Origin of the sequence: Rhizobium sp. NPDC090279, assembly GCF_044769665.1 — a bacterium.
Classification (GTDB): Bacteria; Pseudomonadota; Alphaproteobacteria; order Rhizobiales; family Rhizobiaceae; genus Rhizobium.
The window spans coordinates 198,905-222,968 of record NZ_JBIVYI010000002.1; the positions used below are offsets into that span (position 1 = coordinate 198,905).

Consider the following 24,064-nt stretch of genomic DNA (forward strand, 5'->3'; position numbering starts at 1 on the left):
AAGTTGCGACGCAGGTCAAGAGTTGAAATGCCGGCGACAGCCTCTGCCCTCGATAACTCAGAATTCGAGGAACCAAACAGACAAGGCTGCGTTTGCCCTTCAGGCACTCTTATGCCGCCCGCCGCCCGAATGCCTCAGTGCGGATCACTACCCGACAACAGCGACCGAGAGGAGAAGCTCCGATGAGCTCAGCACCCATTCACCACAAGTCGCAAACGCAGAAGCCAGAACTAACGGAACGTCAGAAAAGAGCGCGGCCGAATAGGCTACGCCAGGCCCAGGTCTTGCCGCCGCATCAGGTGGATCTGACGCTGCATCCCGTGACGCATGAGGATGTGCATGTTCCTGCCCATGTCAATGGCGCCGATCTGTCGCGTGAAGCACCGGCCGGCGGTAGTCGCAGTCAGAAGAAGAATCCGGGCGCGCCGCATTAGTCGCGCAGACGGTTCTTCCAGGAATTGCGCCTATTTATGTCGAGGCGTTTTGCCGTCGGACATGAAGCTGGCGTTGAAACTCATCTGGGGCGATTTAGCCGTGCATTCGATGGCGATCGGCTTTCCCGCATAGGGGTTTGCGAAAATGCAGGTGCCCTTTGCTTCGATTTTGTTGGATACCTTGTCGCCCTGGCCGGTCGAAATAACGTCGACAGGCAATTGCGCGGTGCCTTTCTGACTGCCGGATTTGATCCCCCGGCCGTTACCCTCGAATCCCAGCATCTTGCCGCCGGATGTGAAAACGAATGCCACAGATCCATCCGGGCCGGTGACACTGGCAAGCTCCGCTTTGCAGCCTTTGGAGGCATCGAGTTTACCGACCACGAGCTTGGAGCACTTGCCGCTTACGACAGTTACGCCCTGCGCCGGAAAATTTTCCACGGCAGTAGCCGATGTAGCGACGAGCGCCGTCAAACCAAAAACAATGCCTGCGAATCGCATAAGAGAGGCTCCTTTCAAGCCCGCGCAGATTCGCCGATCCAAATGTGGCAGTCAACCCGAAGCGGGGATGCAAACCCAAAGCATGCCACCATCGTTCGGATTTTCTCCGACCGCTTCAGGGATCTGCCATCGTATAGGTCGTTGTCGCAAAGCCGCCTGCGGCCTTTGCGCGGCACGCCTTAATGTTGCGCCGATTCCGGGACGAGCGAGCCGATCAGCTGCAGCAGGGCATTCTGCCGGTTGCCGCCGCCAGCCAGGAATTCATAGAGGGTCATGTTTGTTTCGTTGCCGCCATCGACCATATAGTCGGCCTGGCGGATGACGAAGACCTCGCCGCTTTCGGTATCGCGCGCGAGGTGGAACATGTATTCGTCGCCGTTGGGCTTGTGGTTCTTGTAGAACTGCCGCTTCATCACCGTCATCTCGTCCTCCCGTATGATCGATGCGTTGATATGACAGTAGGATGACGCCGCGGCCGGAAGTCAAGCGGCTTGTGGCGGGAACTTGTGTCGCAGGCTGCGTTCAACTCGCGATCGCAACGAACATCAGCATGTGATTGGCTATCTTCAAAAAGGCGATTATTCTCGACTTGCGCTCGAATTTTCGAGACGCGGCAAGTTGGAGATCGAAGCACATGAGAATGATGTTAGCGCTGGGAGCGATTTTGAGCCTGGCATGCGTCTCTGCAGGTGAGGCGCCTTCGAATTATCAGACCTACCAGGGTATCCGCGTCGACAGCGATCCGGTGGTGCTGGCAAGATACGACAGGGCTCTCAATCGTTGCGAGCCCGAAGCCTATTCCTGGCGGCGCGGGTCGCCGGATGCAAACAGTACGCTCTATTGGCTGGCCTTGCGGGATTGCCTCTACCGTCAGGGCTTCGTCGATCGCGGCGTCTACGCCTATCCGACGACGGCTGTGTTCCGGCATTTTCTGGATCGCTGACGGACGTCAACTCGTTCCGGCGTTCGGCGGACCTCTAGGACCAGTCTGGGTCAAAGCAAAAGCTGGAGTTCTGCGGATCGGTATGAAACTAAAAAGGCCTTTCGATTTCTCGAAAGGCCTTGCTTTTCAGCGAATTAGGATGGTGGGCGTGACAGGGATTGAACCTGTGACCCCTACGATGTCAACGTAGTGCTCTCCCGCTGAGCTACACGCCCATCCGATGGCGGCGCATAGATCACAAAACCTTGGTTGCCGTCAATAGGCTTTTTTCGGTTTTGTGACGCGGCCGCCGGAAGCCTTACGCGGCAAGGAGTTTGTTGACTTCGTCGACCAGCTCGCGAAGGTGGAAAGGCTTGGAAAGAACCTTTGCGTCCTTCGGCGCCTTCGAATCAGGGTTCAATGCGACGGCAGCAAAACCGGTGATGAACATCACCTTGAGGTCGGGATCGAGCTCGGTGGCACGGCGGGCCAGCTCGATGCCGTCCATCTCCGGCATGACGATATCGGTCAAAAGCAGCGAAAAAGGTTCTTCGCGCAACCGGTCGTAAGCGCTTGCTCCATTGTCAAAGGACAAGACCTTGTAGCCGGCTTTCTCGAGCGCCTTCACAAGGAAGCGACGCATGTCGTTGTCGTCTTCGGCAAGAAGTATCTTCTGGGTCATCATCTCTATCGCTAATCAATCTTGTCTTGTTGGACTCGTCCAGCGTTTAGGGTAGCGCCGCGCCGTAAACAAGCCGTGAATGGTCAGCCAAAACGCGCCATTCCGGCATTTGTTCGAAGCATAGGTGCATTCTACGAAAACGCCTTGCGTTTTCGCCGACCGGTCATCCGGAGATTTCGATTACGGCACTTTGGATTAAGGCCATTTCGGTCAAGTTACTATGGACTTGCGATCATGCAACTGGCAACATGACTACTGCGACAAGTTGTTGACATGGTAAAGACGTTTATGTCCGCGGAAATGCGTAGTTTCGAGATTTTCGAGGTATTGGAGCCCATCTCCCAGACGATACCGTTTGTCTATAGCTCGCCTCACAGCGGTCGCGTCTATCCTCCCGATTTCATCGCCCAGTCCCGTCTTCAGGGCATCGCCATCCGCCGCTCGGAAGATCATTACGTTGACGAGCTTTTCTCGGCGGCGAGCTCTCTTGGTGCGCCGCTGCTGCTTGCCAATTTCCCACGCGCCTACATCGATGTGAATCGCGAGCCCTATGAGCTCGATCCGCGCATGTTCGACGGCGCGTTGCCGTCTTTTGCGAATATCAATTCGCTGCGGGTCGCCGGCGGTCTCGGCACCATTCCGCGAATCGTTGCCGAAAACATGGAGATCTATGCGCGCCGCGTCCCGGTCGAGGATGCGTTGAAGCGAATCGATACCATCTACAAGCCCTATCATGCCACGCTGCGCCGCCTGATCGCGCGCACCCATGTCAAATTCGGTTTCGGCGTGCTGGTCGATTGTCATTCCATGCCGGGCAATATCCGTATCGCCGGGAGCAACGTGCGGCCGGATTTCATTCTCGGTGATCGCTACGGCACCAGCGCGTCGGCCGAGCTCTCGCGCGCCGCCATGCAGATCCTCGAAGAACTCGGCTTCAACGCCGTGCGCAACAAGCCCTATGCCGGCGGCTTCATCACCGAGCATTACGGCCGTCCCTCCCGCGGGCTGCATGCCCTGCAGATCGAAGTTAATCGTTCGCTCTATGTCGATGAAACGACGCTGGAGAAACGCCCGGATTTCGACAAGGTCGCCGCCGCCATTACGCTGTTCATGAAGCGCATGGCCGAGCACGTGGAGTCTTATACGGGCGATCCGGCGCTGGCGGCGGAGTAGGGGCTGTCTGGCCTGCCTCCTTCGACAGGCTCAGGAGGGTGAGATCACCCCGCGCCCGCCGTTCCATCCCATGAAGCAAATAGCCTCAACAAAAAAAGAACCGCGCTTTTGGCGCGGCTAAGTCTAGGGAGGAAACACCCAAGGAGGGTATTTACAGTCAAAAGACTGCAGATGGATGTTGCTACTGCACTGCACAAATGTCAAGCATTTTATTGCGGTGCAAAATATTTAGGCAAAGTCGAGAATTCTGCCCGATCTTCAGGCATTGCGCCCACGGCGTCATCATCCGGTTTGCTTCACGGCCTATATGCGATATGACATCGCCATCCCGTCACTTACCCGGATTGACCATGCTCCCCGATCGCTCGTTCTTCCATCGTCTGGCCGAAGCGGCCAAGGCTGAAACCCTGCCGCGCTTTCGTGCCGGTATCGACGTGGTCAACAAGGAAGCCAAGGGCTTCGATCCGGTGACGGAAGGGGATCGGGCTGCCGAGGAAGCGATTCGCGCACTGATCGAGGCCGAGTTTCCCGATCACGGTATCCTCGGCGAAGAACACGGTAGCGTCGGGCTTGATCGCGAGCATGTCTGGGTGATCGATCCGATCGACGGCACGCGCGCCTTCATCTCGGGCGTGCCCGTCTGGGGAACGCTGATCGGCCTGCAGAAGAACGGTCGCGCCATCATGGGCCTGATCGACCAGCCCTTCACCGGCGAGCGCTATTTTGCCGACGGCAATGGCGCCACCTATTCCGGCCCGGACGGCGAGAGACGACTGCAGGTCCGTGATTGCGGCAGTCTCTCGAATGCAATTCTCTTCACCACCTCGCCGCATCTCTTCGTAGGTGAGGAGCTTGCCAAGTATCGCGAGATCGAGAGCCAGGTCCGGCTCTTTCGCTATGGCTGCGATTGTTATGCCTATGCGCTGCTTGCCGCTGGCCATATCGATCTCGTCATCGAAAATTCGCTGAAACCCTACGACGTCGGCGGCATCATTCCGGTCGTCGCGCAGGCCGGCGGCATCATGACCACTTGGGATGGCGGTCGGCCGGAAATGGGCGGAACGATCATCGCAGCCGGCAGTCGCGCGGTTTATGAGCAAGCCTTGGCCATCCTGTCCCGCTGAAAATCAAGCTTCCGCTTCGATCTCGTAGGCATTGGTTTCTGCATCGCTGCCGGGAATGAAGGCGTGGATGGCCGCAAGCGCCTGATTGCGATAGACATCCCGCTCTTGCAGGATTTCATGCTTGGCGCCGTGAACCGGTACCAACTGTGCAGCGCGGAAATAGCGCGACAGCCGCTCCTGATCGGCATAGGGCACGACGCCGTCCCGCGTGGGCGCGATCAGGACGGTCGGGATCTGAATCGAAAACAGATGCTCGGGCATGTTGACCCGTTCGATTGCCCGCAAGGCCTGCGACAGCCAGCGCGCCGTCGGCGGACCCAGACAAAGCTGCGGGTAGGTGGTGCCGATGCCGATATTGCGCCGGTAGCGCTGTTCGTCCGTCGTCAACGGATTGTCGGCGAAGGGTTTTTCCTTGAACTTCTTGCTGAATTGCATCCGGCCAAGGCCGATGCCGCTGACCGTACCGGAGATGAAGCGGATCAAGCCCGGCGAGGCGCCGTGACCGGTCAGGCCGATGAAGGGCGCCGACAGCACCATGCGCTCGATGCGGGTTGCGAGCCGCGGCGCGGCCGACAAGGCGATCAATGCCCCCGTGGAATGGGCGAGGAGAAAGAAGGGCAGGCGCGTATCCGGCAGGACGATCTTGTCGAGGAAGGCGTTCAGGTCGCGCTCGTAGTCGGAAAAGTGCCGGATGTGGCCGCGCAAGGGATCTTTCAGCAATCGTTCCGATCCGCCTTGCCCACGCAGATCGAAGGTCGCAACCCAGAGGCCCCTGGCTGTGAGGTCGCGGATCGTCTCGAAATACTTTTCCATGAATTCGTTGCGGCCCTGCAGCAGGACCACCGTTCCAGTCGCAACCGGCTGCTCGCAGCGGAAGACGGCGTAGCGCAGCTTGCGCCCGTCGAAACTTTCGAAGAACCCCTCGGTGCGGTTTTCCGGCACCGGATTGTCTGCGGTGGAATAGAGGATCGAATCCATGACGGTGTCGCGCCTCGCTGACCTATGGCTTGTCTCAAGGGGATAGCGCAGGTTGGAAGAATTGCAAATAGTTTGTGGCTTTTCTCGGCATGACAAACGGCCGGGAAGGGTTGGGCGCGAAGACCATCCGCATCAGCTCTTCGGTGCCGCACCGCGTCGTTCGAGTGCGGTCTTGCGGATGATGTCGGCGATCTCCGGGCTGCTGCTCGATAGCATCTGGAAATCCGAGGAATAGAGCGACAGCAGCGACACTTCCGTCACGGCGCTGACGGTTGCCGAGCGGGGCTCGCCGCTGATGAGCGCGATCTCGCCGAAGAAGCTGCCGGAGCCGAGCTCCACGGGGTTCGGTGTCGCGACGCTGACGCGGCCCTCGACGATGAAGTACATCTGGTCGCCGGCCTCGCCCTTGCGGCAGATGATGCCGCCAGCCGGCACCACGCGAGGTCTGAGTGCCCTGACGATCTCGATGAGCGCGGCCGAACCGAGCTTCTGGAACAGCGGCACGGCAGCCACCAGCTGCCAGTTGCGCACGAAATCCTGGCGACGGACTTCTTCGTAGAAGCCGGTGGCGAGAATGCCGGCCCAGAGCGCAAAGATGCCGATTCCACTCATCATGACCAGCCCGGCAAGAACGCGGCCGGCGAAACTTTGCGGGATCTCATCGCCATAGCCCGTCGTCGACAGCGTGGTCACGGCCCACCACATCGCAAGCGGAATGCTGCCGAATTTGTCAGGCTGGACGTCGCGCTCGATGATATAGGCCGCAAGAGCGGCGACGAACAGCACGATGCCGAAGATCGAGGTGACGCCGATCAGGTTGCGCGCCTCTTTCGTCAGCACCCGGCCCAGCAGCCGGAAGAAGGTGGAGCCGCGCAGCGGCTTCAAAAGCCAGATGGCGCAATAAAGGCTCTGGTCGCGCCCGCGGATGAAAAGGAAAGCCATCAGAGGGATTAAGACGGCAAGCACGTCGACCGCGATTTCCACTCCCGTGCCGTGAACGTCTCTCGCCCGCTGCATGACCAGCGTCTCGATCAATTGGAAAACATAGGCAGCCCATACGCAGATGAGCAGGATTTGCAGGGCGAGCCTGGTCTGCCCGGTGATGTCAGGCGTCGTCAGTGCCGCCACCGTCAACAGACCGATTGCAGCGAGCACCGCGTTCAGCGATGTAAGAATCTTCGAGAAAGGAAGCGCCGACATTCATTACCCCGGGGTGGGCTGCCACTCTACCAGAATAGGACGTCTTCGGTCCAAACGTAAAGGGCGTGCGGGGTGTGCGCAGCAACCAAGTGTTGACCAGTGAAGTTAGCAATTTATGGCTCTATAGCGCAGCTTGCGCCCGTCAAAGCTCTCGAAGACCCCATCTCGATGGAGGATCGAATCCATGACGATGTCGCGTCTCGCTGGCGCTATGGTTCTTTTGAAGGGGATAGCGCAGGTGGGGGAATTGCAACTGCTTTGTTGAGGACCATTGCGGTGAAAGGTCCGGCGATCGAGTATTCAATCTTGATTGGGGAGGGGGAGGAAGTGCGATGTTTGCCCGCAGTTGCCGTCACAGATGCATGACAACTGCGGTTGAATGGTGTTCATCCTTCTGGTTGCTCAAGACTTTTGCCGCAAGGTGATTGCTCTGGCCCGGAAGCGAGCGGCAGTTCGGTCACCCACGGCACGGACAGTGCCTTTACCGTTTCATTTGCCTGGCAGCCGCGCCGGCCAGACCGTCGATCCACTCCTGGTGGGCGTTCAGCATGGGGTTCGGCTTGGTCGCGGCCAGCTCTTTGGCAGGCTTGCCGTTTTGCGTCTCCTGGGTGAGAATGCGCACCCGACCACCCGGCAGATCCTCGAGAAGCCAGGCGTGATGGACGTCAAGCCGCGTTTCGGCATCGCCCTCGACCCAGCCATGCCAGGCCACGCGAGCCGGCTTGCCAGCAGCTGGTGGCTCGTATTCCGTAACCTCCGCCTCGACCGGAAAACCGAAGGTAGTGAAGCGGAAGCGCGCGCCCTTGCTTAGTCCAGGGCCGGTGCCATCACGGAAAGCAATTTCCGACGCATTGCCGTAGTAGGTTGGCCATGTCGTGGTGGTGTCAAGATGAGGCCAGACATCGGCAACCGACAGGTCTGCGACGATGATTTCGTTGGAGACGTAGTTGTCGGTCCTGCCCGGCAGATAGGCTTCAGGCCAGATAATCTCGCTCATGTTCTCATTCCTTGTGGTGTTTCGAGCTTGCGACGCCCTGTCCAGCGGGTGAAACCGCTCGCGGCCGTCGGTGCTTGCTATGTCTTGTGGTTGGACAGGCCGGATGATGAATGCTACTCAATCATAAGTCCAATCCATAAATTGTATTATTGATATAACCATGACTGATATCAGAGCGCTCGATCTCAATCTGTTGAAGGCATTGGACGCGCTCCTGGATGAGCGGAACGTCACTCGGGCGGCGCAACGCTTGGGCCTGACACAGCCAGCGGTCAGCGGAAGCTTAACGAGGTTGCGTGAGGTTTTTGACGATCCGTTGTTCGTTCGCACACAACGGGGGGTTATTCCGACGCCACGGGCGCTGGAAATGGCCGAGTCTGTCAAGCGGCTTCTCAGCGACGCCGAAGCTCTGTTATTGCCACCTGTCTTCGACCCGGCCACCGTGCGGATGACATTGTCTATCGCGGCGACCGACTATGCGTTGCGGGCCATCGTCGTGCCGTTCCTATCTGTACTACGGTCAAGGGCACCCAATATCAGGGTGTCGGTTCGGCCTATCGTGATTGAGCGGATGCAAGCCCAGTTCGAAAATGCCGATATTGACTTGGCTCTGGTCACGCCCGAGACCATCCCGCAGGATTTGCGTGCGAGGCGGCTTTTCGATGAAGACTATGTCTGTGCCCTCCGTCACGGACACCCTGACGCCGCAACTGGCGAGCTTCCGCTCGATCGCTTCTGTGCCCTTGACCATGCGCTTGTCTCCTTTGACGGCGGGCATTTCAGGGGCGTAACGGATGAAGCCCTGGCACGAATCGGACGTGAGCGGCGGGTGCTGTTATCCGTGGCAAGTTTTCTGGTGCTGCCGGAGATCCTGCGGATGAGCGACCTCGTCGCCGTGGTTCCAAGCCGTCTTGTCGTGGGGGTCGATGGCGTGTCGGTCATAAGCCCGCCGCTCGAAATCCCCGGCTTCACGAAGATGGCGGCATGGCACGAGCGCAGCCACCGCGATCCCGGTCACCGATGGATCCGGTCCGTTCTATTCGAAGTATGCGATGCCTTGGTTTGAAAATGCAGTTCAGGTGTCTTCGTCCTGGAGTAATTCGGCTCACCCGGCCTATCAGACACGCTGAACCGCTCTAACGGCCCGCTACATCCAGCGGGAAGCCCTTGAACGGCTTGATCTCCTTCAGCACGAAGGTCGTCTGCATCTCTTTGATGCGCGGCAGGCGGCGCACCACCGCCATGGCGAAATCGGCATAGCTGTCGAGATCGGCGGCCACGACCTGCAGCAGGAAATCGGCGTCGCCGGCAATGCTGTAGCAGGCGACGACCTCGCTGAGCTTCAGCACGTCGCGCGAGAATTCCTCGGCTTCCGCCTCGCTGTGGCTGTCGATCTTGACCCTGATGAAGGCAAGGACGCCGAGGCCGATCTGACGTCGGTCGAGAGCCGCGGTATAGCCCTGGATCACGCCTGTTTCTTCCAGCTGGCGCACGCGCCGCCAGCATGGCGACGTGGAAAGCCCAATTTCGGTCGAAAGCGCCTGGTTGGTCAGGCGTCCATCCTTTTGCAGCGCGCCGAGAATTTTCAGATCGATGGGTTCGAGAATGTCGGGCATATCCGGCCTATCCTTGATGTTATTTCGGTAAGATCTACCAGAATAGCTGGATTGATGGCAATGATAGGTAAGATTATCCGCGAAAGCAGAGATACTCTACGAGGACATCTCATCATCAACAGCAGGTCCTCATGCTTCCCGATATCCGTCTTGCCATCGTCGTCAATCCGAACCTGCCGCTTGGGCTGATCGCCAATACTGCCGGCGCCATCGCGATCGGGTTGGGTGCGAGGTTTCCCGCTCTTGCGGCGCGGCAATTGACCGACAGGGAGGGGCGCACCATCGACATTAGTTCGAACATGCCCGTTCCGGTGCTGCAGGCCGATGCCGAAACCCTTCGATCTTTGTTGCTGAAGACCTTGTCGCCGGAGGACGACCGCGCGATCGTTCCGTTTCCCGCCTTCGCCCGATCGCTGCACGATTATAGGGAATACGAGGCGACGTTTCCGGAGCGCGATCTCGCCGGTGAGGCGATCGACGGCCTGGGACTGGCAGGCCCCTTAAAATGGGTGAAATCGCTCACCGGCTCGCTGAAGCTGCTGCGTTGAAAGTCCCAAAAGAAAAAAGGCCGGCTTGCGGAGATAGAGAGATCCGCTTCGCCGGCCGAGCAAGGACTGAAGAAGAAGGGACGATACACTTCAGTCATCGGACGATGGTCTTCCGATGGTTTGGACGATAGGCCCGCCACCCTGAACGGGTTCCGAACCAGCCGTTCATCTGCGGTTCACGCATTGATTTTCTGCAGAATTGGGGCGGCGGTACGGGGGCTTGAACTCCGGAAAAGCGATCCCCATCTCTTTTTTGCGGGTGCCAAACGGGCTCGCGGAACCGTCCCGAGGCCGCCAGGAGTGGGGTCATGGGACAAAAATAGAATCGCAATTGTCGCTCACAGGAGGACTCCATGCGTCACGTAGACTTCTCTCCCCTTTACCGTTCCACCGTCGGTTTCGACCGCCTTTTCACCATGCTCGACGGCCTTGGCCAGCCGGATCAGGCTCAGACCTATCCGCCCTACAATATCGAGCGCACGGGTGAAAACACCTATCGCATCACCATGGCCGTTGCCGGTTTCGATGAAAGGGAACTGAGCATCGAGGCTCACGCCCATGTCCTTCATGTGAAGGGCGAAAAGAGCGAAGAGCCGGCTGAAACGAGCGAATATCTCTATCGTGGTATCGCCAAGCGCGCCTTCGAGCGTCGTTTCCAGCTTGCCGATCATGTCGAGGTCCAGGCTGCTTCCCTGAAGAATGGTCTGCTGCACATCGATCTGTTGCGCAACATTCCGGAAGCCATGAAGCCCCGCCGTATTTCCATCGCCGCTGAGCAGGTGGAAACTGCGAAGGCCATCGAGGCCCGCGTCAACTAATGCAGACTGACGGTCCCTGACCGTCAGTCTTTGATCCTCCCAAGATCAAAAAGAAGCGGCGTCCGGATGGACGCCGCTTTTGTTTTGTCGCGATGTCGAAAGGCTCAGGCCGCGTTGGTGGCTTCGCCCGATTTTACGCCCGGCTGCGCCTTCGCCGCCTCCCGCCGCTTGGCCGCATCGGCATATTTCTGGGCAATCACCGCGCAGGCCATCAGCTGGATCTGATGGAACAGCATGAGGGGTAGAACGATGGCGCCGATACTCTGGCCGGCGAAGATGACGTTGGCCATGGGTACGCCGCTTGCGAGCGACTTCTTGGAGCCGCAGAAGGTGATGGTGATCTCGTCCGCCTTCGCAAAGCCGAGGGCACGGCTGCCGAACATGGTGATGCAGAGCACCATTGCCAGAAGCACCATGTTGGCGACGATCACCGTTGCGATATCGAGTACGGAGAAGGTGTGCCACAGCCCTTCGACCACGGCCTCGCTGAAGGCCGAATAGACGACCATGAGGATCGAGCCGCGGTCGACCGGCATCAGGATCTTCTTCTTCGAGCGTATCCAGTTGCCGATCCATGGCTGCAGCAGTTGGCCGGCGATGAAGGGGGCGAGCAGCTGCATCATGATCTGCCACAGCACGTCCCAGGAAAAGCCGCCGCCGTGACCGCCGACCGAAAAGAGCACGCCGACGAGCAGCGGCGTCAGGAACATGCCGAAGATATTCGAGGCCGATGCCGAGCAGATCGCGGCCGGGACGTTGCCGCCGGCGATGGAGGTGAAGGCGATCGAGGACTGCACGGTGGAGGGAAGCACGCTCAAAAACAGCAGTCCGGTGTAAAGCGAGACCGGCAGAATGCTATCCGGGACAACATGGCCGATGGCCAATACCAGCAGCGGGAAGACGCCGAAGGTCGTCAACAGGATGACAAGATGCAGCCGCCAATGCAGCATGCCGGCGATGACGACATCGCGCGACAGGCGCGCGCCATGCAGGAAGAACAACAGGCCGATGGCGAAGTTAGTGGCGATGCCGAAATAGTGGGCGCTTGCCCCCTGCACCGGAAAAAAGGATGCCGTAAGCACGGTGAGCACCAGCAGCATGGTGAAGGTGTCTGGAAGAAAGCGGCGCATCGTGCCTACCCCAATTGCATTTGCAAGTCGTATAGATAAGCCTTGTAGATAGACCTATCGTGATCCACGATGCAAGGAATAACAGTTATCGCGATACAGGATATGGCATGCTCGATCTCACGCAATTGCGCAGTTTCGTTGCCGTCGAGCAGATGGGCAGCTTCACGCTGGCGGCGGAGCGCCTTGGTCTTGGGCAATCCACAGTCAGTCAGCACATACAGCGCCTGGAGGCGGAACTCGGGCGCAAGCTCTTGGCACGCGACACGCATCGCGTCGTGCTGACCGGAGACGGCGAGGCCTTGCTCGGCCATGCGCGCCAGATGCTGTCGATCGAAGGCGAAGTGCGGCAGCTTTTTGCCGGTAATAGTCTGCGCGGCAGTCTTCGGCTTGGGGTTTCCGAGGATTTCGTCACCAGCCAGCTTCCGGATGTTCTGGAGGAATTCGTTCGCTCGCATCCGTCGGTCGATCTCGAGCTGACGGTGGCGCTCAGCGGCACGCTCTATGAAATGCAGGATAATGGCGATCTCGATCTGGTGCTTGCCAAGCGCCGGCTCGGCGACGTCAGGGGCAAGCTCGTCTACCGCGAGCCGCTGGTCTGGCTGGCGCGTGATCCGGATCGCATCCGCAAGCTCGCGGCACCATTGCCGCTGATCGCCTTTCCGACGCCGAGCGTCACGCGCGCCGTTGCGCTCGAGGCGCTGCGCCGGCAGCAGATGCCGTGGCGGATCGTCTGCACCTGCGGCAGCCTGAGCGGCCTGACGGCGGCGGCGCGCGCCGGCATGGGCGTTCTCGTCCAGCCCAAGAGCATGGCGCCGGCCGGATTGACGGAGATTGCGCCGGGCTGGCTGCCGGCCCTCGAAGATGTGGAATTCGTGCTCGTGCCGCGCAAGGGTGCGGACCAACTTCTGGTTAACGCGCTTTCGGACGATATTCTTGCGAAAGTCAGGGGGCCGCGATCGAGCTAACGATTGGGGCGCCGATATAAAGCACCGCCCGGCCCGGAGCCGGGATCGGCGCTCTTTTTTATGCAATCAGCTGAGGCAGGCGAGGAAATTCGCCACATCGGCCTCGGTCGTGGCGAAGCTGGTGACGAGGCGGATCAGCGTTTCGCCGCCGCCGACGAGGTCCGGCTGCGATTCCGGGATCGGCCATTCGTAGAATTTCGCACCCTTGTCCTCGGCTGCCTTGGCGGAGGTTTTCGGTATGATCGCGAAAACCTCGTTCGAAGCAGTCGGCCAGGCGAGGCGGGCGCCGCGGGTCTTTTGAAGGCCGGCGCGCAGCCGGTCGGCCATGCCGTTGGAATGGCGGGCAAGATCGAGCCAGAGGCCATCCTGGAAATAGCCGTCGAACTGGGCGGCGATGAAGCGTGATTTGGAGAAAAGCTGGGCTGCGCGCTTGCGGATGAAGTGCATCTCCTTTGCCTTCTCGGGGTCGAAGAAAACGATCGCCTCGGCGCACCAGCAGCCGTTCTTGGTGCCGCCGAAGGAGAGGATGTCGACGCCGCGTTTCCATGTCATCTCGGCCGGTGTGGCGTCGAGCGCGACCAGGGCATTGGCGAAACGCGCGCCATCCATATGCAGCGGCAGGCCGTTTGCCTTGGTGATGGAGGCGATGGCGTCGATCTCGGCGAGCGAATAGACCGTGCCGATTTCCGTCGCCTGCGTGATCGTCACGGCGGCGGCGCGGCCATGATGCACGGCATCCTGCGGGAAGCGGGCGATCTTGGTGGCAAGCGCCTTGGGATCGATCTTGCCGAGAGCGCCCTCGACGGTCGCAAGACGCGCGCCGCTGAAGAAATCGGGGGCGCCGCATTCGTCTTCGGCGACATGCGCCTCGGCATGGCAGAAGCTGATGCCACCCGGCTTCTGGACACTCGCAAGCGACAGCGAATTGGCGGCCGTGCCGGTTGCGACGAAAAAGACGGCGACCTCGCGCTCGAAGACCTCGGCGAATTTGGCTTCGACACGCTGGTCGAGCTCGCTCGTGCCGTAAGCGGAGGCAAAACCGCCGGATTCGGCGAGCAGACGTTCGGCGACTTTGGAATGGGCGCCGGCCCAGTTATCGGAAGCAAAGAACATGGAAATGCACCAGATGAGGAATTGAATTGCGGCTCGTTAGATAGGGTCGGCGGGACATTACGCCAATGCAAAAACCTATCAAGCGCATGAGTTTGAAGAATTCATCACAGAAATTGATTGGCGCAATCAACAAATAAAATGATGCGCCGCAGCGAAACTTTATTGCTCTATTTCTGCAACAAAGGCAATCTTCCGTCTTTCGTTGACGAAATTTTGCCGTTTTGCTCTTGCGAAGGCGTGAGCTTTCTGGCATAGAGCTGATGAATTAGGACAGGGTTGCTGTCCTATTTTGGCCGCCGAGGCCGAAGATGTGCCCCCAGGGTCCTGACGATGTCGGGATTTCGAGCTATAGTTATCGAGAGCATGCCCTTTTAGCCTTTCAGGCGCGGGCAATGCGGTGATGGAATGGCAAGGCGCGGAACGCTGACGACGGGCTCCACTTTAAGGAGCTGCGGTTCGCGGCCGGGATCTTCACAATGCAACAGCGCTGTCGCGCGTCGGCCCCGGAAACGGACCGCGCGGGACGAAGGAGCGCCCGCGACGCGGGCCTTACCGGAGGGAAGACCATGACGAACAGGACGACGTTCACGAGTTTTGACCAGACCGCCGCAGCCAATGCTGCCGCGACGGCCAAAACGTCGAAACGCGCTGTTGGCATCCCACCGAAACAGGGCCTTTACGATCCGCGCAATGAACATGATGCCTGCGGCGTCGGCTTCGTCGCGCATATGAAGGGCCAGAAGTCGCACCAGATCGTGCGCGACGGCCTGTTCATTCTCGAGAACCTGACGCATCGCGGCGCCGTGGGTGCTGATCCGCTCATGGGCGATGGCGCGGGCATTCTCGTGCAGATTCCCGACCGATTCTTCCGCGAGGAGATGGCCAAGCAGGGTGTGATCCTGCCGAAGGCTGGCGAATATGGCGTCGGCCATTTCTTCCTGCCGCGCGACGAGGCGCTGATCGAGCACTTCAAGACGGCTATCAAGCAGGTCGTTGTCGAGGAAGGCCAGGTTCTGCTCGGCTTCCGCGACGTACCCGTCGACAACTCCTCGCTGTCGAAGGCACCCGACATTGCCGCCACCGAGCCGCATCATGTTCAGGTCTTCATCGGCGCCGGTCGCGATGCCGGCACGAACGAGGAATTCGAGCGCCGCCTCTTCACCCTGCGCAAGGTGATCTCCAACCGCATCTATGCGGAATATGAGGGCGAGGAGAGCAGCTTCTACCCGGTGTCGCTGTCGAGCTCGACCATCGTCTACAAGGGCATGTTCCTCGCCTATCAGGTCGGCGCCTATTATAAGGACTTGGCCGACCCGCGTTTCGAGACGGCGGTTGCGCTCGTGCACCAGCGTTTCTCGACCAACACCTTCCCGTCGTGGAAGCTCGCGCACCCCTACCGCATGGTCGCCCATAACGGCGAAATCAACACGCTGCGCGGCAACGTCAACTGGATGGCCGCCCGCCAGGCGTCGGTGTCGTCTCCGCTGTTCGGCGACGATATCTCCAAGCTCTGGCCGATCTCCTATGAGGGACAGTCGGACACGGCCTGCTTCGACAACGCGCTCGAATTCCTCGTGCGCGGTGGCTACTCCATGGCACATGCCATGATGATGCTCATCCCCGAGGCATGGGCGGGCAACCAGTTGATGGCTGCCGAACGCAAGGCATTCTACGAGTATCATGCCGCCCTGATGGAACCGTGGGACGGCCCGGCCGCCGTTGCCTTCACGGACGGCAAGCAGATCGGCGCGACGCTCGACCGTAACGGCCTGCGCCCGGCGCGCTATCTCGTCACCAACGACGACCGCATCATCATGGCGTCCGAGGCCGGCGTCCTGCCGGTCGAAGAAGAGAAGATCATCCAGAAGTGGCGCCTGCAGCCGGGCAAGATGCTGCTGATCGACATGGAAAAGGGCCGCATCATCTCGGATGACGAGGTAAAGTCGGAGCTTGCCACCAAGCATCCCTATCAGAGCTGGCTGAAGCGCACCCAGCTGATCCTCGAGGATCTGAAGCCGGTGGAGCCGCGGGCGCTGCGCCGCGACGTGTCGCTGCTCGACCGCCAGCAGGCCTTCGGCTACACGACCGAAGACACCAAGCTCTTGATGTCGCCGATGGCGACGACCGGGCAGGAGGCTGTCGGCTCCATGGGTACGGATACGCCGATCTCGGCCATGTCCGACAAGCCGAAGCTGCTTTACACCTATTTCAAGCAGAACTTCGCGCAGGTGACGAACCCGCCGATCGACCCGATCCGCGAAGAGCTCGTCATGAGCCTCGTCTCCTTCATCGGGCCGCGCCCGAACTTGCTCGACCATACAGGCATGGCCAACGCCAAGCGCCTGGAAGTGCGCCAGCCGATCCTGACCAACGGCGATCTCGAAAAGATCCGCTCGATCGGTCATACCGAGGATCGCTTCGACACCAAGACGCTCGACTTCACCTATGATGTCGAACGCGGTGCCGAAGGCATGCCCGAGATGCTCGATCGCCTTTGCGAGCGTGCGGAGGCGGCCGTTCGGGGCGGCTACAACATCATCGTGCTCTCCGACCGCCAGGTCGGCCCGGACCGCATCGCCATCCCGGCGCTGCTGGCGACGGCCGCCGTACACCATCACCTGATCCGCAAGGGCCTGCGCACCTCGGTCGGCATCGTCGTCGAAACCGGCGAGCCGCGCGAAGTGCATCATTTCTGCCTGCTGGCCGGCTACGGCGCGGAAGCGATCAACCCTTATCTCGCCTTCGACACGCTGCTCGACATGCATCAGCGCGGCGAATTCCCGAAGGAAGTGGACGCGACCGAAGTCGTCTATCGCTACATCAAGGCTGTCGGCAAAGGCATCCTCAAGGTCATGTCGAAGATGGGCATCTCGACCTATCAATCCTATTGCGGCGCGCAGATCTTCGATGCCGTGGGCTTGCAGCAGGAACTGGTCGACAAGTATTTCTTCGGCACGGCGACCATGATCGAGGGCATCGGTCTCGAAACGATCGCCGAGGAAACCGTTTCGCGTCACAAGTCCGCCTTCGGCCGCGATCCGCTGCTGGCAAGCACGCTCGACATCGGCGGCGAATATGCCTATCGCATGCGCGGCGAAAGCCATGCCTGGACGCCGGATGCCGTGGCAGCGCTTCAGCATGCCGTGCGCGGCAATGCCGAGGACCGCTATCGCGAATTCTCCGAAATGGTCAACGATTCGGCGCTTCGGATGAACACCATCCGCGGCCTCTTCAAGATCAAGGGTGCGGAAGCGCTCGGCCGCAAGCCGATCCCGGTCGACGAGGTCGAGCCGGCTGTCGATATCGTCAAGCGCTTCTCGACCGGCGCCATGTCCTTCGGCTCCATCAGCCGCGAGGCGCATACGACGCTGGCAATTGCGATGAACCGCATCGGCGGCAAGTCGAACACCGGCGAAGGGGGCGAGGAATCCGACCGCTACATGCCGCTCTTCGACGGCTCGCCGAACCCGGAACGCTCCGCCATCAAGCAGATCGCGTCTGGCCGCTTCGGCGTGACGACCGAATATCTCGTCAATGCCGACGTGCTGCAGATCAAGGTTGCGCAGGGCGCCAAGCCCGGCGAAGGCGGCCAGCTGCCCGGCCACAAGGTCGATGCGACCGTTGCCAAGACCCGGCATTCGACGCCGGGCGTCGGCCTGATCTCGCCGCCGCCGCACCACGACATCTATTCGATCGAAGATCTGGCACAGCTGATCTACGACCTGAAGAACGTCAATCCGACCTCTGATGTGTCGGTCAAGCTCGTCTCGGAAGTTGGCGTTGGCACGGTTGCCGCCGGCGTCGCCAAGGCGCGCGCCGACCATATCACCGTTTCGGGCTATGATGGCGGCACCGGCGCCTCGCCGCTGACCTCGCTGAAACATGCTGGCTCGCCCTGGGAAATCGGCCTTGCCGAGACCCAGCAGACGCTGGTGCTGAACGGCCTGCGCTCGCGTATCGCCCTGCAGGTGGACGGCGGCCTCAAGACCGGCCGCGACGTCATCATCGGCGCGCTGCTCGGTGCCGACGAATTCGGCTTTGCCACCGCACCGCTGATCGCGGCCGGTTGCATCATGATGCGCAAGTGCCACCTCAACACCTGTCCGGTCGGCGTCGCTACCCAGGACCCGGTCCTGCGCAAGCGCTTCAAGGGTGCGCCGGAGCATGTCATCAACTACTTCTTCTTCGTGGCCGAGGAAGTGCGCGAGATCCTCGCCTCGCTTGGCGTCGCCAAGCTGGACGACATCATCGGCGCTTCCGAGCTTCTGGAAAAGGACGACATGCTGGCCCACTGGAAGGCGAGGGGCCTCGACTTCAGCCGCATCTTCCACAAGGTCGATGCGCCGAAGGCGGAGACCTACTGGACGACCTTGCAGAAGCACCCGATCGACGACATTCTCGACCGCAAGCTGATCGAGAAGGCGGAACCGGCGCTCTCTTCCAAGACGCCGGTCGCCTTCGAGGTCGACATCAAGAACGTCGACCGTTCCGCCGGCGCCATGCTGTCGGGAGCGGTTGCCAAGCGCTACGGCCATCGCGGCCTGAAGGACGATACGATCAACGTCACTCTGAGGGGCACGGCCGGCCAGTCGTTTGGTGCGTTCCTCGCGCGCGGCGTGACCTTCAATCTCATCGGCGACGGCAACGATTATGTCGGCAAGGGTCTTTCGGGCGGCCGCATCATCGTCCGTCCGCCGGAGAACTCGAAGATTCTGGCCGAGCACTCGATCATCGTCGGCAACACCGTGCTTTACGGCGCGACAGAGGGCGAGTGCTACTTCCGCGGTGTCGCGGGCGAACGCTTCGCGGTTAGAAACTCCGGAGCGATCGCCATCGTCGAAGGCGTTGGCGATCATGGTTGCGAGTATATGACCGGCGGTGTCGTCGTCGTGCTCGGCGAGACCGGGCGCAACTTCGCAGCCGGCATGTCGGGTGGCGTCGCCTATGTGCTCGACGAGAAGGGCGATTTCGCCCGTCGCTGCAACATGGCCATGGTCGAATTGGAGCCGGTTCCCGAAGAGGACGAACTGCTGGAGAAGCTGCATCATCACGGCGGCGACATCATGCACAAAGGACGTGTCGACGTCTCGGATGACATGACGCGCCATGACGAAGAGCGTCTCTACCAGCTGATTTCGAACCACTTCCACTATACGGGCTCGACGCGGGCCAAGGAGATCCTCGATCACTGGGCCGACTATCGCCCGAAATTCCGCAAGGTCATGCCGGTCGAGTACCGCCGCGCCCTTGAGGAAATGGAGCGCAGCCGGATGAGCGTGGCGGCGGAGTAATCCGCCCCGGCTCTGAAGCCAGTCGAGGGTTTCGCCTCGCATTGCGGTCGCCGCCATGGCGATCGCGACTGTCGAACAGCGGAATCGGAATTGAATTAAAGTGCCGGACAGGGAAACCGAGATGACCCTCAGGCACGGGAGCCGTGAGCTCCTCTTTTAGAGTGAGGAAACGAAAGCATGGGCAAGGTAACAGGCTTCTTGGAAATCGACCGGCAGGTGGCGAAGTATCAGCCGGCGTCGGATCGCATCCGGCATTTCCGTGAATTTACGATCCCCATGTCGGACCCGGAAGTGCAGAAACAGGCAGCCCGCTGCATGGACTGTGGCATCCCCTATTGCCACGGCCCGACCGGCTGCCCGGTTCACAACCAGATCCCCGATTGGAACGACCTCGTCTACAACAACAACTGGGAACAGGCGATCCACAACCTGCATTCGACCAACAACTTTCCGGAATTCACCGGCCGTGTCTGCCCCGCGCCCTGCGAGGAAGCCTGCACGCTGAACCTGGAAGACGCGCCGGTCGCCATCAAGACCGTCGAGCAGGCGATTGCCGACAAGGCCTATGAACTCGGCTTCATCCGGCCGCAGCCGGCAACCGTGCATACGGGCAAGAAGGTCGCGATCATCGGCTCCGGCCCCGCCGGCATGGCAGCTGCCCAGCAGCTCGGCCGCGCCGGCCATGACGTTCATCTCTATGAGCGCGAAAGCAAGGCCGGCGGCCTGCTGCGCTACGGCATCCCGGACTTCAAGATGGAGAAGAACTTCATCGATCGCCGCGTCGAGCAGATGAAGGGCGAGGGCGTCACCTTCCATTGCGGCGTCAATGTCGGCGTCGACGTCAAGATGGAGCAGCTTCTGGCCGATCATGATGCCGTGCTCTATTGCGGCGGTTCGGAAACCCCGCGCGAAGCCGGCATTCCCGGTACCACGCTTGCCGGCGTCCATGATGCCATGCCCTATCTCGTGCAGCAGAACCGCCGCGTCGGCCGCGAAAATATCGACAGCGTTGGCTGGCCAGCCGACCCGATCCTTGCCGGCGGCAAGCATATCGTCGTCGTCGGTGGCGGCGATACCGCGTCCGACTGTGTCGGCACGGCTTTCCGCCAGGGCGCGGTCAAGGTGACCCAGCTCGACATTCGTCCGCAACCGCCGGAAAAGGAAGACAAGCTCGCCGTATGGCCCTTCTGGGCAACGAAGATGCGCACCTCTTCCTCGCAGGCCGAAGGTGCGGTTCGCGAATTCCAGGTCGCAACGCTCGAATTCGTCGGCGAAGACGGCGTGCTGACGGGCGTCAAGTGCTGCGAAGTGGATGAGCGCCGCAAGCCGATCGCCGGAACGGAATTCGTCATTCGCGCCGATCTCGCCTTCATCGCCATCGGCTTCCGCGGCCCGTTCACCGATAGCGTGCTCAAGGAACTCGACGGCAAACTGACTGTGAATACCGACCGCCGCGGCTCGACCAACGTCGTTGCCAACGACAAGGACTACAAGACTTCCGTCGACAAGCTCTGGACGGCCGGCGATATTCGCCGCGGCCAGTCTCTGGTGGTCTGGGCGATCCGCGAGGGACGCCAGGCCGCCCGCGCCATCGACGAGGCTTTGATGGGATCGACGGTTCTGCCGAACTAAAATTCGCCGCTGTTTTCCCGCGGTGACCAAGGGCTGGGTTCAAGATGAACCCGGCCCTTGTCGTTATCGGCTTGCGGCGATTTCACATTCAATCCGACTGGCATCTAGTGGGGCATGCCCTCGAATTGCGGGAGATCGAGGGGCCTGTTCCATTTAAGGCGGCGCACCGTGAACATCTCTAGCCTCGGTGCGATTAGTTCCGGATGGTCGAGGCTTCCCAATTGAACGAAGACTAGGCCGGGGAAACTCTCCAGCTCGCTGGTGTATAGGCGCGATCCGCAATCCGGGCAGAAATTTCGTTCGAGTTTTTTGCCGGAATTGGCAACATACGGGAAAGCCTTGGGGGAGCCGCTCAGCAGAGTGAAATCGTCTTCGGCGATGGCAAAGAATGTCGCCATCTCACCGCCCGATGCTCTCTTGCAGTCAAGGCAGTGGCAGTTGGCAACGAATTCCGGGTCCTTGTCGAATTCGAATTTTACGGCGCCGCAGGCGCATTGAGCCGTATACTTCTTGCTCATCGCAGATCTCCGTCATTCAGCGGCACATTTTCGGTGCGCATGGGTTCATTTTCAAAAACCTGGATACGGTGCCAGGCAATCTGAAACCAATTTGCCTTGAATGAAAGGGGTCACGGCCGACAATGATAAAGGCTGGGAGATTTTCGTCCGGAAGTCCTGGAAGGCCGGGTTCTCGACGAACCCGGCCTCTGTCCCTATCTGGTCGTGGCGATGTTCCAGTTGTAGATGCAGCGGTCGAGACCGATGGCGATTTCCAGCACCGCAGCCTCGTGGTCTATTGCCGGCCCTTTCCTCGGCTGGCTGCGATAGCGCTGCGGAAAGTCCGTTCGTCTCGAAATCGAGCAAACCTCCATCCATTTGTCGCCGTTGTCGACCTCGATATCCATGGTGACTTTGGAATAGGCCGGTAGGCGATCGGATGGCACGACCCTGGTCGGCAGGTAAATGACCGAGGCAATCATCCGGCGGACCGGCTCCAGTGAGGCTGCGTGGTAATCGTTGCCGCTCTCGGCGGTGAAGGCGCATTGGAATTCGAGCTGCCAGAATTCCTTGAGCCGTACATGCTTGCTCGGCTGGTCCTGTTCCCGGCGGTAGGATTTCCCGGCCTGCCAGACGCATAATGGCAGCCGCGTTCTGGAATGATTTCCGAGAAGATGCTGCATGTAGACATAGGTCGAAGGAGTCGTCTCCGGCCGCGGTACGAGTTCGGTGTCTGAGTCCGACAGCCGTTCCGGCACCCAGATGTCTGCATTGGAATAGGCGTCCGAGACGAGTTTTCGCGGCATCAGGGCCGGAGCTTCGACCCTACGGATATCCCAGGCCTGATTTTCGGATCGCAGAAAGCGGGCGACTTCGTCGGAAAAGAACCGGACGAAATCGTCGCGCAGGCGGATGTCCCGCTCTTCCCAATGAACGAGCGAATTGACGTTGTAGATATTGAGCACGTGCCATTCTCCATGGGCGACGTTGATGTCTTGAGGTGAAGGCTTTACGTCCAGCCGCCGCCGGACACGCCAAACGCTCCGGCCGTCACGACTGGACGCGGAGACCTCGGCCGGAGAAAGCGCGCAAAATCGCAACCTGCGGGCAGGTGCGGTTACGATCGATATGATCTGCGCTTTTGGTGCTCATGCAAGTCTTCTATTGGCGGGTTGCAGCGATGTCAAACCGCGTCGGCGACACCTATCGCGCCGCCGATCCCGGCAGACGATAATCGTCCACGCGACCGACCGGCGCCGGGTCCATCAGGCCTTTCTCGACCAGAAGATCGCGGGGCGATGATGTCACTACGGCAGGGGCGGGCGTGCTGCCCAGAAGCTGCGAGCCGCCGTCGAGATCGGGATCGGAGAGGCTTATCGGCTGCGTGCGGGTGATCTTCTCAGATTCCGTGCCGGGAAGGTTGGCTTGTTGTGCCGGTAGCGGATTGCCCGTATCCAGGCGCGTGATGTCGGGGCTTGCCTGATCGCCCAAGATCCGGCGTGCCGACTTCTCGAGATAGAAGGCGACCTTGCGCTTGCCTGCGGCCGTCAGGTTGACGCCGTCAGCCGTTCTCAACCGGACCTGCTGGCCGTTGATATCGGAGCCCGTGACGATGAACTCGCCGTTCTGGTCGGTAAATCCGTCCCATATGTCGATGAATTCGCCGCCGACGCTGGTCATCTGGCTCTGGTAGACCTGATTGAGCTTGACCGCGCTGGCGGTCAGCTGGTCGGAGCCGAAGGAGGGCAGTCCGACCCAGAGCAGAGGAATGTGGCGGCCCGTCACTAGTTTGGCGAATTGCTGCACGCGCTCCTCATAGGCGAGAAACCACGGGTCGGTGCCGTATTTCTCGTTGAGCCCGTCGCCGATCATCTGCTGGCGGTCGTTGGCGCCGATCATGACGACGACCATGGCCGGTTTCAGCTGGTCGATCATCCCGGGCAATTGCTGCGGCCAGTTGTAGTAATCCTGCCGCACGAGACCGGAGGCGACATTGCCGCGCGCCTGGATGACGACGCCGGGCGAGGTGGAGAAGGCATCTTCCAACCCCGTTGCCAGGCCGCTTGCCAGAAAATCGCCGACGACGAGGATTGTCTTGGCATCGGGCAGCTTTTCGGCCGGCGGCGGTGTTTCCGGCTGGACGACCGGCTGACGTGACGGCGGGGCTGGCCGCTTCTTCGGCTGCACCTTGCGCCGCGGTGGCGGTTGTTCGGCCGGCTGGTCCGGATAATCGGGCTCGCGAGTGCCGAACAGCATGTCAAACAGGTTTCTGCGGGGCCGCTCCTGGGCCTCGGCCACATTCGAAAGGCTGCCGAGCGCGATGACGACGGCGAGCAGCGCCGTGAAAATCGTCCTGAAGGTTGCCATGGTCGCGGGGGCAGGTCTCTTTGTCATCGTGTCATTTCCGCTCACCGCCCATGGTCTCAAGGGACGTCTCTGCCGT

22 protein-coding genes and 1 tRNA gene are annotated in these 24,064 nt (G+C 60.4%); 10 read left to right on the top strand and 13 right to left on the bottom strand.

What is annotated here, in order from left to right:
* The first annotated feature begins 182 nt into the window (after positions 1-182).
* Positions 183-434, top strand: a complete 252-nt coding sequence (locus ACIQWP_RS05015; RefSeq protein ID WP_402783097.1) for a hypothetical protein — start codon at positions 183-185, stop codon at positions 432-434.
* A gap of 30 nt (positions 435-464) precedes the next feature.
* On the opposite strand, the gene ACIQWP_RS05020 is transcribed toward ACIQWP_RS05015, so the two are convergent.
* On the bottom strand, positions 465-935 hold the full coding sequence (locus tag ACIQWP_RS05020; RefSeq protein WP_402783099.1) for a hypothetical protein: 471 nt from the start codon (positions 933-935) through the stop codon (positions 465-467).
* 179 nt (positions 936-1,114) lie between these two features.
* Complete coding sequence (locus ACIQWP_RS05025; RefSeq protein WP_402783101.1) at positions 1,115-1,357, bottom strand: hypothetical protein; 243 nt, start codon at positions 1,355-1,357, stop codon at positions 1,115-1,117.
* Between the two features lie 212 nt (positions 1,358-1,569).
* Between ACIQWP_RS05025 and ACIQWP_RS05030 the strand changes: the two genes are divergently transcribed.
* Complete coding sequence (locus ACIQWP_RS05030) at positions 1,570-1,878, top strand: hypothetical protein (protein WP_402783103.1); 309 nt, start codon at positions 1,570-1,572, stop codon at positions 1,876-1,878.
* A gap of 140 nt (positions 1,879-2,018) precedes the next feature.
* Here the strand turns inward: ACIQWP_RS05030 and ACIQWP_RS05035 are convergent.
* A tRNA-Val gene (locus tag ACIQWP_RS05035) sits at positions 2,019-2,093 on the bottom strand.
* Between the two features lie 83 nt (positions 2,094-2,176).
* Complete coding sequence (gene cpdR1 / locus ACIQWP_RS05040; RefSeq protein WP_004117561.1) at positions 2,177-2,539, bottom strand: response regulator CpdR1; 363 nt, start codon at positions 2,537-2,539, stop codon at positions 2,177-2,179.
* Positions 2,540-2,812: 273 nt separating this feature from the next.
* Between cpdR1 and ACIQWP_RS05045 the strand changes: the two genes are divergently transcribed.
* Positions 2,813-3,712, top strand: a complete 900-nt coding sequence (locus ACIQWP_RS05045; RefSeq protein ID WP_402783105.1) for an N-formylglutamate amidohydrolase — start codon at positions 2,813-2,815, stop codon at positions 3,710-3,712.
* A gap of 350 nt (positions 3,713-4,062) precedes the next feature.
* Positions 4,063-4,836, top strand: coding sequence for a histidinol-phosphatase (gene hisN / locus ACIQWP_RS05050; protein WP_402783107.1), 774 nt, complete (start codon positions 4,063-4,065; stop codon positions 4,834-4,836).
* A 3-nt stretch (positions 4,837-4,839) separates the two neighbouring features.
* Here hisN and ACIQWP_RS05055 read toward each other — a convergent pair whose 3' ends face one another.
* The 3 genes from ACIQWP_RS05055 to ACIQWP_RS05065 all read right to left on the bottom strand — a co-directional run bounded on the left by ACIQWP_RS05055 (position 4,840) and on the right by ACIQWP_RS05065 (position 8,011).
* On the bottom strand, positions 4,840-5,814 hold the full coding sequence (locus ACIQWP_RS05055; protein ID WP_402783109.1) for an alpha/beta fold hydrolase: 975 nt from the start codon (positions 5,812-5,814) through the stop codon (positions 4,840-4,842).
* Positions 5,815-5,946: 132 nt separating this feature from the next.
* Positions 5,947-7,014, bottom strand: a complete 1,068-nt coding sequence (locus ACIQWP_RS05060; protein WP_402783111.1) for a cyclic nucleotide-gated ion channel — start codon at positions 7,012-7,014, stop codon at positions 5,947-5,949.
* Positions 7,015-7,495: 481 nt separating this feature from the next.
* Positions 7,496-8,011, bottom strand: a complete 516-nt coding sequence (locus ACIQWP_RS05065; protein ID WP_402783113.1) for an SRPBCC domain-containing protein — start codon at positions 8,009-8,011, stop codon at positions 7,496-7,498.
* 160 nt (positions 8,012-8,171) lie between these two features.
* Here ACIQWP_RS05065 and ACIQWP_RS05070 point away from each other — a divergent pair, with 160 nt between their 5' ends.
* Positions 8,172-9,077, top strand: coding sequence for a LysR family transcriptional regulator (locus tag ACIQWP_RS05070; protein WP_402783115.1), 906 nt, complete (start codon positions 8,172-8,174; stop codon positions 9,075-9,077).
* A gap of 70 nt (positions 9,078-9,147) precedes the next feature.
* Here ACIQWP_RS05070 and ACIQWP_RS05075 read toward each other — a convergent pair whose 3' ends face one another.
* Positions 9,148-9,627, bottom strand: coding sequence for an Lrp/AsnC family transcriptional regulator (locus tag ACIQWP_RS05075; protein WP_402783117.1), 480 nt, complete (start codon positions 9,625-9,627; stop codon positions 9,148-9,150).
* 131 nt (positions 9,628-9,758) lie between these two features.
* On the opposite strand from ACIQWP_RS05075, the gene ACIQWP_RS05080 reads away from it, so the two are divergent.
* Both ACIQWP_RS05080 and ACIQWP_RS05085 read left to right on the top strand, forming a co-directional pair.
* Positions 9,759-10,175 carry a DUF2000 domain-containing protein gene (locus ACIQWP_RS05080; RefSeq protein WP_402783119.1) on the top strand — a complete coding sequence of 139 codons (417 nt, stop codon included), beginning with the start codon at positions 9,759-9,761 and terminating at the stop codon, positions 10,173-10,175.
* Between the two features lie 353 nt (positions 10,176-10,528).
* Positions 10,529-10,993: an Hsp20 family protein gene (locus ACIQWP_RS05085; RefSeq protein WP_402783121.1), complete on the top strand. Its 465-nt coding sequence runs from the start codon at positions 10,529-10,531 to the stop codon at positions 10,991-10,993.
* Between the two features lie 104 nt (positions 10,994-11,097).
* Here ACIQWP_RS05085 and ACIQWP_RS05090 read toward each other — a convergent pair whose 3' ends face one another.
* Positions 11,098-12,123 carry a bile acid:sodium symporter family protein gene (locus ACIQWP_RS05090; RefSeq protein ID WP_402783123.1) on the bottom strand — a complete coding sequence of 342 codons (1,026 nt, stop codon included), beginning with the start codon at positions 12,121-12,123 and terminating at the stop codon, positions 11,098-11,100.
* Positions 12,124-12,230: 107 nt separating this feature from the next.
* On the opposite strand from ACIQWP_RS05090, the gene ACIQWP_RS05095 reads away from it, so the two are divergent.
* Positions 12,231-13,088, top strand: coding sequence for a LysR family transcriptional regulator (locus ACIQWP_RS05095; RefSeq protein WP_402783125.1), 858 nt, complete (start codon positions 12,231-12,233; stop codon positions 13,086-13,088).
* A 66-nt stretch (positions 13,089-13,154) separates the two neighbouring features.
* On the opposite strand, the gene ACIQWP_RS05100 is transcribed toward ACIQWP_RS05095, so the two are convergent.
* Entirely contained in the window at positions 13,155-14,201 is a 1,047-nt protein-coding gene (locus ACIQWP_RS05100; RefSeq protein WP_402783127.1) for a threonine aldolase family protein, read from the bottom strand.
* A 566-nt stretch (positions 14,202-14,767) separates the two neighbouring features.
* On the opposite strand from ACIQWP_RS05100, the gene gltB reads away from it, so the two are divergent.
* A complete protein-coding gene (gene gltB, locus ACIQWP_RS05105; RefSeq protein ID WP_402783129.1) occupies positions 14,768-19,492 on the top strand; it encodes a glutamate synthase large subunit in 4,725 nt (1,574 codons plus the stop codon).
* Between the two features lie 177 nt (positions 19,493-19,669).
* Positions 19,670-21,124 (top strand): glutamate synthase subunit beta, encoded by a 1,455-nt coding sequence (locus tag ACIQWP_RS05110; protein ID WP_402783131.1) that lies wholly within the window; start codon positions 19,670-19,672, stop codon positions 21,122-21,124.
* Positions 21,125-21,228: 104 nt separating this feature from the next.
* Here ACIQWP_RS05110 and ACIQWP_RS05115 read toward each other — a convergent pair whose 3' ends face one another.
* The 3 genes from ACIQWP_RS05115 to ACIQWP_RS05125 all read right to left on the bottom strand — a co-directional run bounded on the left by ACIQWP_RS05115 (position 21,229) and on the right by ACIQWP_RS05125 (position 24,015).
* Positions 21,229-21,642 carry a GFA family protein gene (locus ACIQWP_RS05115; RefSeq protein WP_402783133.1) on the bottom strand — a complete coding sequence of 138 codons (414 nt, stop codon included), beginning with the start codon at positions 21,640-21,642 and terminating at the stop codon, positions 21,229-21,231.
* A gap of 194 nt (positions 21,643-21,836) precedes the next feature.
* On the bottom strand, positions 21,837-22,586 hold the full coding sequence (locus ACIQWP_RS05120) for an aminoacyl--tRNA ligase-related protein (protein WP_402783135.1): 750 nt from the start codon (positions 22,584-22,586) through the stop codon (positions 21,837-21,839).
* A gap of 238 nt (positions 22,587-22,824) precedes the next feature.
* Entirely contained in the window at positions 22,825-24,015 is a 1,191-nt protein-coding gene (locus ACIQWP_RS05125; protein WP_402783137.1) for a DUF459 domain-containing protein, read from the bottom strand.
* Positions 24,016-24,064: the final 49 nt, after the last annotated feature.

What these genes read in the sequence shown, in the direction of transcription:
- ACIQWP_RS05015 (WP_402783097.1), top strand. Translation starts at nt 183, where the DNA reads ATGAGCTCAGCACCCATTCACCACAAGTCGCAAACGCAGAAGCCAGAA.
- ACIQWP_RS05020 (WP_402783099.1), bottom strand. Translation starts at nt 935, where the DNA reads ATGCGATTCGCAGGCATTGTTTTTGGTTTGACGGCGCTCGTCGCTACA.
- ACIQWP_RS05025 (WP_402783101.1), bottom strand. Translation starts at nt 1,357, where the DNA reads ATGACGGTGATGAAGCGGCAGTTCTACAAGAACCACAAGCCCAACGGC.
- ACIQWP_RS05030 (WP_402783103.1), top strand. Translation starts at nt 1,570, where the DNA reads ATGAGAATGATGTTAGCGCTGGGAGCGATTTTGAGCCTGGCATGCGTC.
- cpdR1 (WP_004117561.1), bottom strand. Translation starts at nt 2,539, where the DNA reads ATGACCCAGAAGATACTTCTTGCCGAAGACGACAACGACATGCGTCGC.
- ACIQWP_RS05045 (WP_402783105.1), top strand. Translation starts at nt 2,813, where the DNA reads ATGGTAAAGACGTTTATGTCCGCGGAAATGCGTAGTTTCGAGATTTTC.
- hisN (WP_402783107.1), top strand. Translation starts at nt 4,063, where the DNA reads ATGCTCCCCGATCGCTCGTTCTTCCATCGTCTGGCCGAAGCGGCCAAG.
- ACIQWP_RS05055 (WP_402783109.1), bottom strand. Translation starts at nt 5,814, where the DNA reads ATGGATTCGATCCTCTATTCCACCGCAGACAATCCGGTGCCGGAAAAC.
- ACIQWP_RS05060 (WP_402783111.1), bottom strand. Translation starts at nt 7,014, where the DNA reads ATGTCGGCGCTTCCTTTCTCGAAGATTCTTACATCGCTGAACGCGGTG.
- ACIQWP_RS05065 (WP_402783113.1), bottom strand. Translation starts at nt 8,011, where the DNA reads ATGAGCGAGATTATCTGGCCTGAAGCCTATCTGCCGGGCAGGACCGAC.
- ACIQWP_RS05070 (WP_402783115.1), top strand. Translation starts at nt 8,172, where the DNA reads ATGACTGATATCAGAGCGCTCGATCTCAATCTGTTGAAGGCATTGGAC.
- ACIQWP_RS05075 (WP_402783117.1), bottom strand. Translation starts at nt 9,627, where the DNA reads ATGCCCGACATTCTCGAACCCATCGATCTGAAAATTCTCGGCGCGCTG.
- ACIQWP_RS05080 (WP_402783119.1), top strand. Translation starts at nt 9,759, where the DNA reads ATGCTTCCCGATATCCGTCTTGCCATCGTCGTCAATCCGAACCTGCCG.
- ACIQWP_RS05085 (WP_402783121.1), top strand. Translation starts at nt 10,529, where the DNA reads ATGCGTCACGTAGACTTCTCTCCCCTTTACCGTTCCACCGTCGGTTTC.
- ACIQWP_RS05090 (WP_402783123.1), bottom strand. Translation starts at nt 12,123, where the DNA reads ATGCGCCGCTTTCTTCCAGACACCTTCACCATGCTGCTGGTGCTCACC.
- ACIQWP_RS05095 (WP_402783125.1), top strand. Translation starts at nt 12,231, where the DNA reads ATGCTCGATCTCACGCAATTGCGCAGTTTCGTTGCCGTCGAGCAGATG.
- ACIQWP_RS05100 (WP_402783127.1), bottom strand. Translation starts at nt 14,201, where the DNA reads ATGTTCTTTGCTTCCGATAACTGGGCCGGCGCCCATTCCAAAGTCGCC.
- gltB (WP_402783129.1), top strand. Translation starts at nt 14,768, where the DNA reads ATGACGAACAGGACGACGTTCACGAGTTTTGACCAGACCGCCGCAGCC.
- ACIQWP_RS05110 (WP_402783131.1), top strand. Translation starts at nt 19,670, where the DNA reads ATGGGCAAGGTAACAGGCTTCTTGGAAATCGACCGGCAGGTGGCGAAG.
- ACIQWP_RS05115 (WP_402783133.1), bottom strand. Translation starts at nt 21,642, where the DNA reads ATGAGCAAGAAGTATACGGCTCAATGCGCCTGCGGCGCCGTAAAATTC.
- ACIQWP_RS05125 (WP_402783137.1), bottom strand. Translation starts at nt 24,015, where the DNA reads ATGACAAAGAGACCTGCCCCCGCGACCATGGCAACCTTCAGGACGATT.